15 protein-coding genes and 4 pseudogenes are annotated in these 13,845 nt (G+C 67.6%); 8 read left to right on the forward strand and 11 right to left on the reverse strand.

Annotated features, from left to right (window positions below):
• The 8 genes and pseudogenes from BJF85_RS17960 to BJF85_RS17985 all read left to right on the forward strand — a co-directional run.
• The coding region (locus BJF85_RS17960; protein WP_139320695.1) for an integrase core domain-containing protein at window positions 1-368 on the forward strand (368 nt) is incomplete at its 5' end.
• Window positions 322-1,248 (forward strand): cytochrome P450, encoded by a 927-nt coding sequence (locus BJF85_RS30355; RefSeq protein ID WP_255375721.1) that lies wholly within the window; start codon window positions 322-324, stop codon window positions 1,246-1,248. The genes BJF85_RS17960 and BJF85_RS30355, both read left to right, overlap by 47 nt.
• A complete protein-coding gene (locus BJF85_RS30360; protein ID WP_369822213.1) occupies window positions 1,182-1,625 on the forward strand; it encodes a cytochrome P450 in 444 nt (147 codons plus the stop codon). Before BJF85_RS30355 ends, BJF85_RS30360 begins: the two co-directional genes overlap by 67 nt.
• A 141-nt stretch (window positions 1,626-1,766) precedes the next feature.
• Window positions 1,767-2,066 (forward strand): hypothetical protein, encoded by a 300-nt coding sequence (locus tag BJF85_RS17970; protein WP_158056987.1) that lies wholly within the window; start codon window positions 1,767-1,769, stop codon window positions 2,064-2,066.
• Window positions 2,009-2,380, forward strand: a complete 372-nt coding sequence (locus tag BJF85_RS17975) for a hypothetical protein (RefSeq protein ID WP_075849215.1) — start codon at window positions 2,009-2,011, stop codon at window positions 2,378-2,380. Before BJF85_RS17970 ends, BJF85_RS17975 begins: the two co-directional genes overlap by 58 nt.
• Before the next feature lie 77 nt (window positions 2,381-2,457).
• Window positions 2,458-2,949, forward strand: a pseudogene (locus BJF85_RS31540) (DNA ligase); the annotation flags it as partial.
• An 86-nt stretch (window positions 2,950-3,035) separates the two neighbouring features.
• Complete coding sequence (locus BJF85_RS31545) at window positions 3,036-3,389, forward strand: hypothetical protein (protein ID WP_369822214.1); 354 nt, start codon at window positions 3,036-3,038, stop codon at window positions 3,387-3,389.
• A 238-nt stretch (window positions 3,390-3,627) separates the two neighbouring features.
• A complete protein-coding gene (locus BJF85_RS17985) occupies window positions 3,628-3,966 on the forward strand; it encodes a hypothetical protein (RefSeq protein WP_075849217.1) in 339 nt (112 codons plus the stop codon).
• A gap of 226 nt (window positions 3,967-4,192) precedes the next feature.
• Here BJF85_RS17985 and BJF85_RS31550 read toward each other — a convergent pair.
• The 11 genes and pseudogenes from BJF85_RS31550 to BJF85_RS18045 all read right to left on the reverse strand — a co-directional run bounded on the left by BJF85_RS31550 (window position 4,193) and on the right by BJF85_RS18045 (window position 13,721).
• Window positions 4,193-5,057, reverse strand: a pseudogene (locus tag BJF85_RS31550) (IS5 family transposase).
• Between the two features lie 95 nt (window positions 5,058-5,152).
• Window positions 5,153-6,171: pseudogene (gene dmpG, locus BJF85_RS18000) on the reverse strand (4-hydroxy-2-oxovalerate aldolase).
• Window positions 6,168-7,054 (reverse strand): annotated as a pseudogene (locus tag BJF85_RS18005) (acetaldehyde dehydrogenase (acetylating)). The pseudogenes dmpG and BJF85_RS18005 overlap by 4 nt, the downstream one beginning before the upstream one ends.
• Window positions 7,055-7,104: 50 nt before the next feature.
• Window positions 7,105-7,902, reverse strand: a complete 798-nt coding sequence (locus BJF85_RS18010) for a 2-keto-4-pentenoate hydratase (RefSeq protein ID WP_304442318.1) — start codon at window positions 7,900-7,902, stop codon at window positions 7,105-7,107.
• Between the two features lie 46 nt (window positions 7,903-7,948).
• Complete coding sequence (locus BJF85_RS18015) at window positions 7,949-8,536, reverse strand: flavin reductase family protein (RefSeq protein WP_369822215.1); 588 nt, start codon at window positions 8,534-8,536, stop codon at window positions 7,949-7,951.
• A 36-nt stretch (window positions 8,537-8,572) separates the two neighbouring features.
• Window positions 8,573-10,363, reverse strand: coding sequence for an electron transfer flavoprotein (locus tag BJF85_RS18020; protein WP_075849222.1), 1,791 nt, complete (start codon window positions 10,361-10,363; stop codon window positions 8,573-8,575).
• The gene (locus BJF85_RS18025; protein ID WP_020501046.1) at window positions 10,360-10,617 is read right to left on the reverse strand and encodes a rubredoxin; all 258 of its coding nucleotides are present in this window, start codon (window positions 10,615-10,617) and stop codon (window positions 10,360-10,362) included. Before BJF85_RS18025 ends, BJF85_RS18020 begins: the two co-directional genes overlap by 4 nt.
• Before the next feature lie 84 nt (window positions 10,618-10,701).
• On the reverse strand, window positions 10,702-11,517 hold the full coding sequence (gene hcaB, locus BJF85_RS18030) for a 3-(cis-5,6-dihydroxycyclohexa-1,3-dien-1-yl)propanoate dehydrogenase (RefSeq protein ID WP_075849223.1): 816 nt from the start codon (window positions 11,515-11,517) through the stop codon (window positions 10,702-10,704).
• Between the two features lie 5 nt (window positions 11,518-11,522).
• Window positions 11,523-11,795: a hypothetical protein gene (locus BJF85_RS18035; RefSeq protein ID WP_020501048.1), complete on the reverse strand. Its 273-nt coding sequence runs from the start codon at window positions 11,793-11,795 to the stop codon at window positions 11,523-11,525.
• 13 nt (window positions 11,796-11,808) lie between these two features.
• Entirely contained in the window at window positions 11,809-12,327 is a 519-nt protein-coding gene (locus tag BJF85_RS18040; protein WP_020501049.1) for an aromatic-ring-hydroxylating dioxygenase subunit beta, read from the reverse strand.
• A gap of 5 nt (window positions 12,328-12,332) precedes the next feature.
• Window positions 12,333-13,721, reverse strand: coding sequence for a Rieske 2Fe-2S domain-containing protein (locus BJF85_RS18045; protein ID WP_075849225.1), 1,389 nt, complete (start codon window positions 13,719-13,721; stop codon window positions 12,333-12,335).
• Between the last annotated feature and the right edge of the window lie 124 nt (window positions 13,722-13,845).

Consider the following 13,845-nt stretch of genomic DNA (forward strand, 5'->3'; position numbering starts at 1 on the left):
CCACCGCCAAGCGGCAGCAGAACACCGATTTGGTCCACCATTCAGATCGCGGCGGCCAATACGTTGCTGTGGCCTACACAGAGAAACTCGCTGATCACGGCATCCGACCCTCCGTTGGAACCGTAGGAGATTCCTACGACAACTCCCTGGCCGAGACCGTCAACGGGTTGTATAAGACCGAGCTGATCTACTCCCAGCCGGGTTGGCGGTCCCTGACGGAGGTGGAATTCGCCACTATGAACTGGGTTCACTGGTGGAATACCCACCGGCTGCACGAACACCTGAGGCACCAGACGCCCGCCGAGGTTGAGGCGGCCTACTATGAACACCAGCGGGAGGAACTTCCCGCTTCAGAACAACGGAACTGAACCCAGTACGGTTCACTGGGGCCCGGGCACGCAGAGTCATTACCGGGCTTACTCGGTAGGCAACAGAGAGCGGGACGGCATGGCTGCGATCGATCACTGGGTCAACGTGGCCGGCGGCTGGTTGAATAGCGACCGACCACCGGCCCCCGTCCAGTACGACGATGCCACGAAGACCTGGAATGTCCACGGTTACGACGAGGCGATGACCGTCCTCGGAGAGCCGGTGACCTTCTCATCCGACACCACGCGCATCTTCCCGCATGCCGATGAGTTCGCCCCCGGCGACCTCGTCCGGCTGGACCCGCCACAGCACAGCAAGCTTCGCAAGCTGATCAACCGTGCGTTCACCCCGAGAGCCATCGCCGGGCTGGAACCCCGCGTCGTCCAACTCACCGGCGAGCTACTCGACGCCGTCGATAACCCGCGGCGCCTGGAGCTGATCAACGACCTCGCCTACCCACTCCCGATGATCGTCATCGCCGAACTTATCGGAGTGCCCCCGGGCGATCGGGCGATGTTCAAGCGGCGGGTCGATGCCATGTTCGACAGCGACCAGCACCTGTCCGCCTCGTCGGCGGCGCAGCAACAGCGTCAGCTGGAGGAGTCGATGCTCCAGGTTCGCCACCTCACCGACTATCTTGGTGAACACGTCGAGCACCGGCGCCGGAACCCGCGTGAGGACCTGATCACTCGACTCGTCGAGGCGGAGGTGGACGGCGAACGGCTCAGCCATACTGAGGTGGCGAACTTCGCGGTGCTTCTGCTGATCGCCGGCCACGTCACCACGACGATGCTGATCGGCAACACTGTGCTGTGCTGGGACGCGACCCGCAACACCAAGCGCTCGCACGCACCGACCGCAGCACCATCCCTGCGATGATCGAGGAATCGCTACGCCTGCTGAGCCCGTTCACTTCCGTCGGGCGGGTCACCACCACCGACACTGAACTCGGTGAGCAGCAGATCCCTGCTGATCAGCTAGTCATGGTCTGGCTAGGTGCGGCGAACCGGGATCCGCGCCAGTTCTCGAGACCGGATGTGTTCGACCCGACCCGAGATCCGAATCCGCACCTCGGCTTCGGCCGGGGCATCCACTTCTGCATCGGAGCTCCGTTGGCCCGAATGCAAGGCCGGGTCGCGCTGAACCAGCTACTGGACCGCTTCCCGAACCTCACCGTCGACCCGCACCAACCACCTGACTTCCAACCCAACCCGAACATGACCGGCGTCCGGAAACTCGCCCTGCACACGACCTGACCCAGGCCGTGCCCTGTCACAGACCACCGCTGGACGAGCCTCGCCGTCGCAACAGAACGTGGCCAGCGGCGCCGCGACCAAGTCGGCAGCGGTGTCGGCCGATGTCGCTGCCGTCGCCGCACTGCTGGTGACACTGGTCAGGTGCGGCAAGCTCATGTGGGGGCCGATCACCTCGGGATGGTCGCGGAAGGCGCCAAGGCCCGTCAACGTCTGCAGCTGCGCGAGCAGGCCGATCGCGAGGCCGAACTGCTGCGCCTCGCGTGCGACGCCGACGACCAGGACACCGCCGAACGATTGCGCGAGCGGTTGCAGAACACCCTGCGCGCGCTCGGGGTGAGGCTGGCGACGAGCAGCTGCGCGCCGCCTGGCACCACCAGCAGCCCATGCACGAACTCGTCGACACCCTCGGCGCGTCCGAACCAGAGATCGCCGCACGGCTGATCGCGCTCGACCTGGCCACCGACACCGCCGACGTCGTCGCCACACTCGGAGCCCGGCAGGGCGGCACGCTGCACCAACGGGCGCGGCTGGCCGCCGACCGCCGCGCCGCCGCGGTGTGGGTCCGGATCGCTAACGGGCTGCGCGGCACCCCACGCGCCCGCGACCTCGAACGCACCACCACCACAAAGGTGCACCGGCACGTATCTGTGCACGCCACTCGCGCCGAGGCCGACGACACCCTCGCCCGGCTCCTGGCCGAACACGACCGACTCGGCGGGCACCGCAACGAGGTGACCACCCCGGCGACCCACTGAACCCGTAACGCGCGGCGCCCGGCAGTGTTCTCGGTCAGGATCGGATCATGGCCGCCTCCGGTGAACCGCTCCCGCCGATGCTCGCCACGTCCGGGGATCCGCCCGCGGGGCCGGGGTGGGCGTTCGAGTGGAAGTGGGACGGCGTGCGCGCGATCGTCGCGGCCGAGGCGGGTGGTGTGCAGGCGTGGTCGCGGAATCTGCGACCGGTGCTCGAGACCTACCCCGAGCTGCGGCAGCTGGGCGAGCTTGTGGATCGGCCGGTGATGGTGGATGGCGAGCTGGTCACCCTCGATACCGAGGGGCGGCCGGATTTCGGCCGGCTGCAGTCGCGTATGCATGTCCAGCGGCCCACCACCGAGCTGCTGGCCAGCACGCCGGTGGCCTTCTACGTCTTCGATCTGCTCGCCGACCGCGACGCGGACCTGACCGGACTGACCTACCTCGAGCGGCGCGAGCGACTCGCCGCGTTAGGGCTGGCGCGGGAGCCGTGGCTGCGCACCCCGCCGCACTACACCGACATGGCCGGAGGCGAGCTGCTGGCCATCGCCGGCGAGCACGGCCTGGAGGGTGTGGTCGCCAAGCGCCTGCAGTCCCGCTATCTGCCCGGCAGGCGATCGCGGGACTGGATCAGACGCCGCTGCGGCAGGCCCAAGAGGTGGTCATCGGCGGCTGGGTGCCCGGGCAGGGCCGGCGTTCCGGGGCGCTCGGCTCGCTGCTGCTCGGCGTGCATGACGCGCAGGGCGCGCTGCGCTACAGCGGGCACGTCGGCACCGGATTCACCGACACCGCCCTGGCACAGCTACAGGAGCAGCTCGAACGCATCGAAACCGCCGTGTCCCCGTTCGCCGGCGCGGTGCCGCGTGAATACACCCGCCACGCGCGATGGGTCGAGCCCGTGCTGGTCGGCGAGGTCGAGCATCGCCAGTGGACCGCCGACGGGCGCCTGCGCCACCCGTCCTGGCGTGGGCTGCGACCCGACCGCGACCCGGGCGAGGTCGTCCGCGTGTAGTCCGGTCGGCGGTCCGGGGTGGGCTGGCGCGCCACGGCCCCCGATCGTGGTTCGCCGGCTCTTGCCCCACATCCTGGCGCCGACAGCCCGCAGACCGCTGAGCAGCTCGACACCGCCCACGCCACATCGCGCACGGCACGACAGAGATCGCCGCCACAAGCCGTCGCTTCATGTGCCCAGCTGAGGCGCACCACACGTCACGTTGCCCCACATAGCGAACGCGTGTTCGACTTACGGGGTGGCTGCGGAACACGACACCGCCGCACCTCCGCGGTCGGTACGCACATTCGACCCGCCCTGGCCGGTATGGATACAGCTCCGCGAGCTGCTACGGATCGGCCCCACCGACGACACCCCGGGCGATGCCGAGCAGGGCCTGCGGATCGACTCCGAGGTTCCGGGACTGGCAAGAGAGACGATCCCGCGGGCCGATGCCGGCATGCTCGTGCTCGTGACCTACCCGCTATGGACCGGCGACGGCCAGCACCAGACCACCGCCACCCACTACGTGCCGCTCCACCTGGTACGTCGTCGCAGCACGCGACCCGGCGAGCGCGAGGGCGCACGCCACAGATGACCGCCCCGACAGCCCCGCACCGAACAGAGCTGGTCAGCGGATCAGCAGCGGAGCGACTTCGTCGACGAAGTTCGGCACCAGCCGCGGCCCTAGTGTGCCCAGTCCGTGGCTTGGCCACGTCGACGCCTGCGCCACCAGCCCTGGCTTGCAGGTCGAGGTCTGACCCCGGAAAACGTCGTCCGCGTGGAGCCAGCCCGGACGATGCACCGCACACTAGGCCGTGTTGCTAAATCCATTGCAAGGCGGCGGAGAGGCAGAGTCCTGCGGCGTATGACCGGGCGGTCTTGTCGTAGCGGGCGGCGAGCCCGCGCCACTGCTTCACGAAGCTGAAGCACCGCTCGATCACGTTGCGGCCCTTGTAGCGCTCCTGCTGCTCGTCACCGAAGTCGATCGGACGCCCCGGCCGCTTGCGTCGCTTCTCGATCTGGTCGTCGCGTTCGGGGATCGTGGCCTTGATGCCGCGCTCGCGCAGCCAGGCCCGGTTCTTCTTCGACGGATAGCCCTTGTCCGCGAGCACCCGCTCCGGCCTCGTGCGCGCACGCCCCCGTCCAGGGACGCGGATCTCGTCGAGCACGTCGGTGAACATGCTCGTGTCCGCGACCTGCCCGCCGGTGAGCACGAACGCCAGCGCCCGCGCCTTCCCATCGCAGACGAGATGGATCTTCGTCGTCAACCCGCCCCGTGACCGGCCGATCGCGTGGTCAGGAGGCTCCGGCCCTGACTTCTTGTAGTTCGATGGATCCCCCTGTGCCCCGGGGCAGGGTCGCGCCATGCTGGTGGACGCGCGCGATCGAGGAATCCACCGACACGACCCAGTCGATCTCGCCAGCGAGCGACGCCCGCTTCTGCACGTGCGTGAGGAGGTCTTCCCAGACGCCGTCGGTCGCCCAGCGGCGGAAGTTCTTGTAGATCGTGTTCCAGCTCCCGAACCGGTCGGGCAGGTCTCGCCACGCGCACCCCGTCCGGAATCGCCACGCGGTCGCCTCGACCACTGTGCGCCGGTCCACGGGCGGGCGGCCCCGCGTCCTCGCCGGCGGGAACACGTCCCCGATCAGCTCCCAGACCTCGTCCGTGATGACATCTCGCGACACGGATCAAGGATCACCCAAGGGTCCGAACCAGCATTTAGCAACACGGCCTAGTCAGTGCCAAACCATTCACCTTCGGCGCACCCCTGAGTAGGACCTCACGGCTCGCCACGCCCGGCACCGGCCAGGTCAAGGGCGATGTCAATGATCATGTCCTCCTGCCCGCCGACCATACTGCGACGACCGACCTCCACGAGAATTGTTCGGGTATCCAGGCCGTATCGAGTGGCCGCCGCCTCGGCGTGGCGCAGAAAACTCGAGTAGACGCCCGCGTAGCCCAGGCTGAGGGTTTCCCGGTCCACGCGGACCTCGCGATCCTGCAACGGCCGAACGAGGTCATCAGCGGCGTCCATCAGCGGGAACAACTCGCACCCGTGCTCGAAGCCCATCAGATCGGCGACAGCGATGAAGGCTTCGAGCGGGCAGTTTCCGGCTCCAGCCCCCTGGCCGGCAAGTGAGGCATCGACGCGAGTGGCGCCGTTCTCCACCGCAACGACGCTGTTGGCGACGCCCAGGGCGAGGTTGTGGTGGGCGTGGATTCCCAGCTCCGTAGCGGAGTCCAAGCCGTCACGGTAGGCGCGGAAGCGTTCGCGCACATCGTCCATCGTCAGCCGCCCACCCGAATCGGTGACATAGACGCAGCAGGCTCCGTAGGACTCCATGAGCTTGGCCTGGCGAACCAACTCTGCGGGCTCGGCCATGTGGGACATCATCAGGAATCCCGAGACGTCCATACCCATTTCACGAGCGGCGCTGATGTGCTGAGCGGAGATGTCGGCTTCGGTGCAGTGGGTGGCGACCCGTACCGAGCGGACGCCCAGGCATACGCCTGCCGAAGGTCGTGCAGCGTGCCAATCCCGGGCAGCAGCAACGTGGTCGGCACTGCTCGGCGGGCGGCGTCGCACACCGCCTCGATCCAGTCCCAGTCGGTGTGGGCGCCGACGCCATAATTGATGCTGGAACCGGAAAGTCCGTCGCCATGGGCGATCTCGATGGCCGCGACCCCGGCAGCGTCTAGAGCCGACGCAATCGCCCTGGCCTGCTCGACGGAGTAGCGGTGCCGGACGGCGTGCATCCCGTCCCGCAGGGTCACATCCTGGATGTACAACCGGTTCATCGGGCACTCCCTTCACCCGAGCGACGTGCGGCGATACGTTCGGCGGTGCCCAGCGCCGCAGAGGTCATGATGTCGAGGTTCCCGGCGTATGCGGGCAAATAGTGCGCGGCGCCTTCGACCTCCAGGAAGACCGACACCTTCACCGGAGCCGCGCCGCTTGGCAGCAGCGCGCGCAGTGGATCATCCACGGCGACCGCGTCGAACTGCACCTTCTGCTTGAGCCGGTAGCCGGGTACATAGGCCTGCACCCTGCCGACCATCGTCTCGACCGACGCCGTGATCGCCTCGGTATCATCGTCCGAGACCAGACAGTACACAGTGTCGCGCATGATCAGCGGCGGCTCCGCGGGATTCAGCACAATGATCGCTTTGCCTCGCTCCGCGCCGCCCACCTGTTCGATCGCCGCGGTAGTGGTCTCGGTGAACTCGTCGATGTTCGCTCGCGTGCGGGCCCGGCGGACCGTGACGAGATCGAGGCAACGATCTCCGCGTAATGCACCGGCGTGACCGCGGCGACCGCCGCGACGATCGGGATCGTCGCTTGGCCGCCGCAGGTCACCATGTTCACGTTCGGGGCGTCGAGGTGAGCCTCCAGGTTGACCGGCGGCACAACGTAGGGACCTACGGCAGCCGGTGTGAGGTCGATGACCGTCCGGCCCAGCGCGCGCAGGACTTCATCGTGGTACTGGTGCGCCCCGGCGGAGGTCGCGTCGAAGACGTAGCGGACGTCGGTGAACTCGTCCAACCGCACGAGCCCGTCGACGCCTTCGTGTGTCGTCGCGAGCTTCAGCCGACGAGCGCGGGCGAGGCCGTCGGAATCCGGATCGATGCCGGCCATCGCGGCAATCTCGAGGGTTTCGGACAGCCGCAGTACCTTGATCATCAGGTCTGTGCCGATGTTGCCCGACCCGATGACGGCAACTTTCGCCTTGCTCACAGGGATTCTCCTTCGGCGGCGAAGACGACCCGTACCGAACCGAGTCCGGAGAGTTCGGCGTGAAAGACGTCGCCCGGCGCGGCGGCGACCATCGGCCCGAGCGCGCCCGTCAGCACCACGTCCCCCGCCCGCAGCGGGTCTCCTCGGCGGGCCAGCGTGGACGCCAGCCAGAGCGCGGCGTTGAGGGGGCTGCCGAGGCAGTCTGCACCGCTGCCCTCCGACACCACAGTGCCGTGACGAGACAACGTCATGCGCACCGACCGCAGGTCTACGCGGTCGAGCGTCACCCTGGTGCCGCCCAGCACGAACAGGCCGGACGAGGCGTTGTCCGCAACAGTGTCGACGATGGAGATATCCCAGGCGGCGATCCGACTGTCCACGATTTCCAGCGCGGCAACGGCGAACCCGGTGGCACGTACGAGTTCTGCCACGGTACAGCTGGGGTTCGGCAGGTCGTCGGTCAGGACGAGCGCAACCTCGGCCTCGACCTTCGGCTGCAGCAGCCGCTGGACGGGCACGAGCCCGCCGTCGGCCACGGCCATGTCGGTGAACAGCGCCCCAAAGTCGGGCTGCGCGACACCGAGCTGGCGCTGGACGGTGGGCGATGTCAAGCCGATCTTGCGGCCGGCCAAGCGTCGCCCCTCGGCCACGGCACGCTCGGTGTTCAGCCGTTGCACCGAGTAGGCGGCTTCGACGTCGCCGAAACTGAAAAAGTCGCGGACCGGCAGACACGGATTGCCGGTATCGATGGCGCCCTGCAGTAGATCCGCAGCTTCACGGACGGCGGCGCTCACGGCAGCCGCCTGGATGGGACGGGAGGACATGGGATACCTCCTGAATTCAGGCACCTGAAGGGGGACAGAACGGGGTCAAGCAGAAGCCGGACCAGGCGTCGGAGTACTCCGAGTCCGCCGACGGGCTGAGCAGGTGGCGATAGCGTCCGGCGTAAAACACCAGCGGCTCTCCAACGCCGTCGGCGAGGTGGCGCACCTCGCCGACAAACAACGTGTGGTCGCCCACGGGGCGCGCTTCGACGATCTCCGCGCCCACCTGTGCCAACGCTCCCGGCACGAGGGGGACGTCGGCGTGGTCTTCGAACCGTGGTGCCAGGTCCCGGTCGGGCCTGCCGCTGAAGTGCTTGCTGACGGACTCCTGGTCCGCTGCGAGGACGCTGACGCCGTACACGCCGCTGGCCAGGAGGAGGTCGTGCATCTTCGCACGTTTGGCGATGGATACCACGACGAGGGCGGGCTCGAGGGACACTGACATGAACCCGTTCGCGGTCATGCAGTGCGGTCCCGCCGGGGTCGGCGTGCTGATGATTGTGATGCCGGTAGCGAACCGACCCATGGCGTCGCGGAACCGCCGAGGGTCAACGCTCGCCGCCGGCGCGGCGGTATCCATAAGACCTCCTAAAGATTCTAGCATCTTAGTCAGGTAAAAAAATTATGTGATCATGATGCTTCAACTCGCGGCCGCACCAGAGGTCGCCAGCAACAGGTCCAGAAGCACCCCCTCCACGTTCGCGCTCACGACGGCGTCCACGAGACCGGCGAACTCATCGAGCGAGGCGTCCGGGTCGACGACGATGACGCGGCCGGCGGCCTTGACCGCCTTGAGCGTGCCGAGGTCGTGCCGCCCGAGCCCGAGGTAGACCGCAGGCGCGATGCTGCGTGCCAGTGGCCCTATCTCGAGCTGCGGGGGCGCCTCCTCCGCAGCCACCGCGGCCGACGTCGCGACGAGCGCGATGCCCCGAGTCGCGGCGACGCGCTCGGCGACGCGCCGGGCGCCGGTGCCGAGACCAGGCCCGAGGCCAATGACCAACCGGGCCGCGGCGAGCCTCGGGCCGTCCGGAACTTCGACCCGGCGCTCCACCGCGGTGCACAAATCGTCGCCGGTCGCGGTGCCGTCGGCGAACTCGACGTCCGGTTCCCCCTGGTCGCGAACAGCTCGCGCCGTGAAGGAACCGGGCCGCAACGTGCCCATCGACGGTGTGGAGTGCGCGATCACCGGCGCGATCACGTCCGCCGATAGCGCCGGTTTGAGCCACAACAGGTCCGGCTCGTCGGTGTCCGCGTCGCGGACTTCCAGCGCGGTAAAGTCCCCCGTCAGGCCGAGGCCGAGTCGGGCGGCGACGCGCGGAGCGTAATCGCGGCCACGGGCGCTGAACGGGGCGATCACCGCGAACGGCGAACGCGCGGCGATCGCCGTGCTCAGCGCGTCGGTGGCCAGATTCGTGCGGTATTCCGCCGGTTCGCCGCAGCGCAGCACCAGTACCCGATCGGCCCCATGCGCGTAGAGTACGCGCGGGAGGTCGTGCGGCTGGTCGCACGGCAGTACCGCGACGACTGTGGCTCGCAGGTCGCAGGCGACCGAGCGGGCGCAGGCCAACGCTTCGAGACTCGCCGGGTGCAGGCCGCCACCGGGCAGCGGCTCGGCGACCGTCCAGATCTCGCGCGACGGCGTGGGCACGACGACTTCGGCCACAGGTGCGACCGGCGCGAAAGCGGCCTCCAGCAGTTCTGCGGCGTCGAAGCCGACGCCGCCGTACTCCGCCGCCGAGCGCTCGCGGGCCTGGTGCCGGATCTCCGCGACGAAGGTCGGCGAACCCCGGGTGCCGAAGTCCCGCGGCCCTCCCCCAAGTTCCTCGGCGGTCAGCGTTTCGACGGCCGACGGATCGGCCTCGGTCACCCACGGCGGCTCGGCACCCCGCCCGACGGAGACCACCGCGGGCAACGCGGCGGTCCAGGCTTCGCGGCCGACGTCGGTTTCGACGTCCGCGGAGAGGACGCCGTCGCCGACCCGCAGGTTCGTCACCTGGGTCAGCTGCGGCAGGCCGACCAGCTCGGCGACCTGAGGTCCAACCTGCGCGGTGCCGCCGTCGAGCGTCCACCGACCGGTAAGCACCAGGTCCGGGCCCTCCCGCGCTACGAGCCGAGCGAGCGCGCGGGCCGTAGCCAGGGTGTCGGCACCGGCGAAGCGCCGGTCGACCAGGTGCACGGCGCGGTCGGCACCCCGGCGCAGCGCGTCGAGTAGTGTCTCCGCGGTCGCGGGCGGCCCCATCGTCACGGCCACCACCTCCCAGCCGGTCTCCGCACGCACGGCCAGCGCCTGGGCCAGCGCGTGCAGGTCCGGCGGGTTGGTGACGGTCTGGTCGTCGTCCCGGCGGATCCGTTTCGTACGTTCGTCGAAGACGCCCCGCCCAGGCACCGGGACCTGCTTGAGACAGACGAGGATGCGGCCCGGTGTGCTCACCCCTGCGCTCCCGCGTATGCGTCGTCCTCGACGTCGTACTCTTCGCCCGGCGCAAGCATCCGGAACTCTTTCTTGCGCGCCCCGCACACCGGGCAGACCCAGTCGTCGGGGATGTCGCCGAACGGCGTGCCGGGCTCGATCCCGCCTTCGGGGTCGCCGAGGCGGGGGTCGTACACGTCTTGGCAGACATCGCAGATCCACAGTGCGCTGGCCGGGTCGGCCTGGGTTTCTTCGGTAGCCACCAGCGTCTTCATCGACGCCTCCTTTCGAGGGTGGAAGGGAGACGGCCCGGAACTCTGGACATCCGAGGCCGTCTCCCTGCTTTGCGCGGTGCCGGATCAGGGCTCGAGCCCCGCCATGCGCGTCATCCCGCGCACGCCCAGCCCGCCGTCGCTGTGGATAATCGTGCCGGTGACCGCGGGCGCACGTTCCTTCGCGGCAAGGAACGCGTAGGCCCAGGAGTGATCGTCCGGCTGGGCGACGACGCCCAGCGGGTTGATCCCCTTGATCAGGCCCTCGATGTCCGGGACGTCCTTCAGCGATTGGCCTTCGTTCGCGAGCGCGGGGATGCCGCGCAGATCCGTGATCGTGCCGCCGGGCGCCACCCCGTTGACCCGCACGTGCGGCGAAAGTTCGTACGCCAACTCGGTCACCAGACCGCGGACGGCGAACTTCGACGACACGTAGAGCGGACCGCCGCCCCCGGGGTAGAACCCGGCGTTGGAAATGGTGAGGATGACCTGGCCCCGGTTCTCGATCAGCTGGTCCAGCGCCGCCTTCACGGTCAGCAGGTTGCTCTTCACGTTGACGGCGAAGAGCTGGTCGAACGCCTCGTCGATCTTGTCCTTCGGTAGCTGCGGGATCTCGGTGAAGTAGTCGAACACCCCCACCGCGCACACGAGCGTGGTCAGCGAGCCGAACGCCTCTGTCACGTCCGCGACGGCGCGTTCGTTGTCCCCCATCAATGTCGCGTCGCCCTGCGTCACAACCACAGCCTCACGTGGCAGTTTCTCCTGCAGATCCCGCGCTTTCTCAGGCGAGATCTCGAGGACTCCAACCTTGGCACCCTCCTGCACGTACAGATCGACCACGGCACGGCCGACACCCGATCCACCTCCGGTGACCAGTGCCACCTTTCCGTCTAGGAATCCCACGTGAATCAGTCCTTTCCGAGCAGGGCCGACAGCGGCCGCGCGTCGAGCTTCACGCCGGGGCCATAAGGAGTGTCGAGAAGCTTCGAATACATTTCGGGTGTCTGCCAGGTGAGGCTTTCCAGCTGCAGCGGGTCGAGCAGGGTCTGGAACCCGAGCCTGGGGGAGCTGACGAGAAGGCGTTCGCGTTGGCCGGTACTGATGTAGCTGACCTGGATCACCGTGAATTCGTTGGCAATCTGGATGATCGGGTCCTGGCCTTCGTTGCGGATAATGGTCACCGAACTGCCTCCGTCACATGATCAAGGCGAGGTTGTGTGTCATGACGGTGGTCTGGTCGAGCACGACTACCCGCTTGGCGAGGCGGTAGCCGCCGGCCACTCGACGGAGCACGTCGTGGCGCTCACCGGAGAGAATGTCGAACGTCGCGACGTCACCGCGGGTGCGATAGAGCAGCAGGTTCGACTTGACGGCCACCTCGTCCTCCGCCTCGCCGGCGGCGACCCGGATGTTGGTCACGAAGTGTCGTGATCGCGACGGCGGGTCCTCCGCCCACGCGTACTCGGTCTCCAACCTCAGGACGCGCATTTCCATCGAGTCCCAGTCGTCGTCCATGAGGGTCAAGCCCTCGACGATGTCCGTCTCGGCCTCACGCTCGCGCGTGACCCGCAGCGGCACGACGTACGACAGGTCCTCGGCCACCAGGTCGAGCCACTCCCGGTACTTGCCAGCGTCGAGCAGTTCGGCTTCGGTGAAGAGCCATTCGGTGGCTTCACGGACCGTGGTGTCGGTGATCTCGGTTGCAGTAGTCATAGGTGCTACGCCTCCGCTCGCGCGAGTGTCTCGGCCGCGGCATCGTCGGACACCTTGCCGTTGCCGCTGTGCGGCGCCGGGTCGGTGACCATCAGCTGCATCCAGTACTCCATGAAATTCCGCTGGTTAGCTTCGGCATAGTCCATTGGAAAAGCCTTGCCAGGACCGGGCCAGTCGGGGTCGGGCTCGTAGACGCCACGGCCCATCTGGTAGTTGAGCTCCATGGTCTTGGCGTACTGGGCGCCCAGCACCCGCGTGATGCTGCGCCAGTTCTCGGCATCGTCCTGCTCGAACGCGCCGGAAATACCGAACGTGCGCACGTAGGCCTGGTAGCTCTCCTCCTTGTACCAGTCCGGCGCTTCCTTCTCGATCAGAAAGAAGGACATGATCTCCATCTTGTCCGGGCCGAGCGGGTGCCACAGCCGAAGCGTGAGGAACGACGTCGGCGGCGAGACGTGGTCCTTCGACATCAGGAAGTTGCCGATCGACAGGTTCGGGAACACGGTGCCGTGGATGAACGTGACCGGCCGGAACACCTCGACCTGCTCCGGGGAAAGCCGGCGATGCAACTGCTCGACGATGTTCTCCGGCATACCCAGGAATTCGGGCAGCGGCATGCCCGGCGGCGGGCCGATGATGCCGAGGCCGTGCCCGTTCTCGGTGTGCACGTGCTCGCCGTAGAGCGCGAACTTCGGGTCCGGCGGGGCGAGCCCGAGTTCCACCATGGAGCGGTGCGTCATCATCGTGTGGTAGGCGTCGCCGACGAAGTTGTCGGCGCCGAGCTTCCAGTTCGCATCGACGACCCAGCGCTGCGGGGCGCCGACGACCTCCAGACCGGCGTCACTGCGGTCCAGCACGATGTCGAGGTAGAACTTCATGTCCCCGAGGTAGTCCTCGAGCGACTGGGCCTCCGGGTCGAGGCAGCCGAAGATCAACCCCTTGTAGGTGTCCAGTTTCGGGACCGGCTTGAGCTGCCACAGAGACTTGTCCAGCTTGTTGCCGTACGCTTCCCGCCCGGCCGGCACGCCCACAAGACTGCCCTTGTTGTTGTAGGTCCAGCCGTGGTAGGGGCAGCGGAAGTGCGACGTGTTTCCCATTTCGGCGCGGCACACCTGCATGCCGCGGTGGCGGCAACTGTTGAGGTGGCCACGGATCTCGCCGTCTTCGTCCCGGCAGACGATGAACTGATCTTCCGAGATGTAGCGGACGACGTAGTCGCCGCGCTCCGAGATTTCACTCTCGTGCGCGAGGAACACCCACGAACGGCCGAACACGCGCTCACGCTCGGCATCGTGCATCTCCGGGTCATTGATGATCGCGGCTGGAACGGTCCAGTCGGCCTCTACGTCACGCAAACCCTGCTCGAGGGTCTGCCGAAGTTCGTCCCTCAACATGTGACCACCTTGGCGTCTAGACATCTTTGTCTCCTCCGGAAAGCGCGGGCCCGATACGGAGCAGGACCGCGTTCACAGCTTGACTGATTCTAGGATACTAGTATCTTTACTGGCGATGTCAACC

The organism is Saccharomonospora sp. CUA-673 (genome assembly GCF_001942305.1).
GTDB lineage: Bacteria > Actinomycetota > Actinomycetes > Mycobacteriales > Pseudonocardiaceae > Prauserella.

Coding starts and splice junctions, on each gene's coding strand:
- BJF85_RS18025 (WP_020501046.1), bottom strand. CDS start 10,617: ATGAAGACGCTGGTGGCTACCGAAGAAACCCAGGCCGACCCGGCCAGC.
- BJF85_RS18040 (WP_020501049.1), bottom strand. CDS start 12,327: ATGACTACTGCAACCGAGATCACCGACACCACGGTCCGTGAAGCCACC.
- BJF85_RS17975 (WP_075849215.1), top strand. CDS start 2,009: ATGCACGAACTCGTCGACACCCTCGGCGCGTCCGAACCAGAGATCGCC.
- BJF85_RS30355 (WP_255375721.1), top strand. CDS start 322: ATGAACACCAGCGGGAGGAACTTCCCGCTTCAGAACAACGGAACTGAA.
- BJF85_RS18015 (WP_369822215.1), bottom strand. CDS start 8,536: ATGCTAGAATCTTTAGGAGGTCTTATGGATACCGCCGCGCCGGCGGCG.
- BJF85_RS18045 (WP_075849225.1), bottom strand. CDS start 13,721: ATGTTGAGGGACGAACTTCGGCAGACCCTCGAGCAGGGTTTGCGTGAC.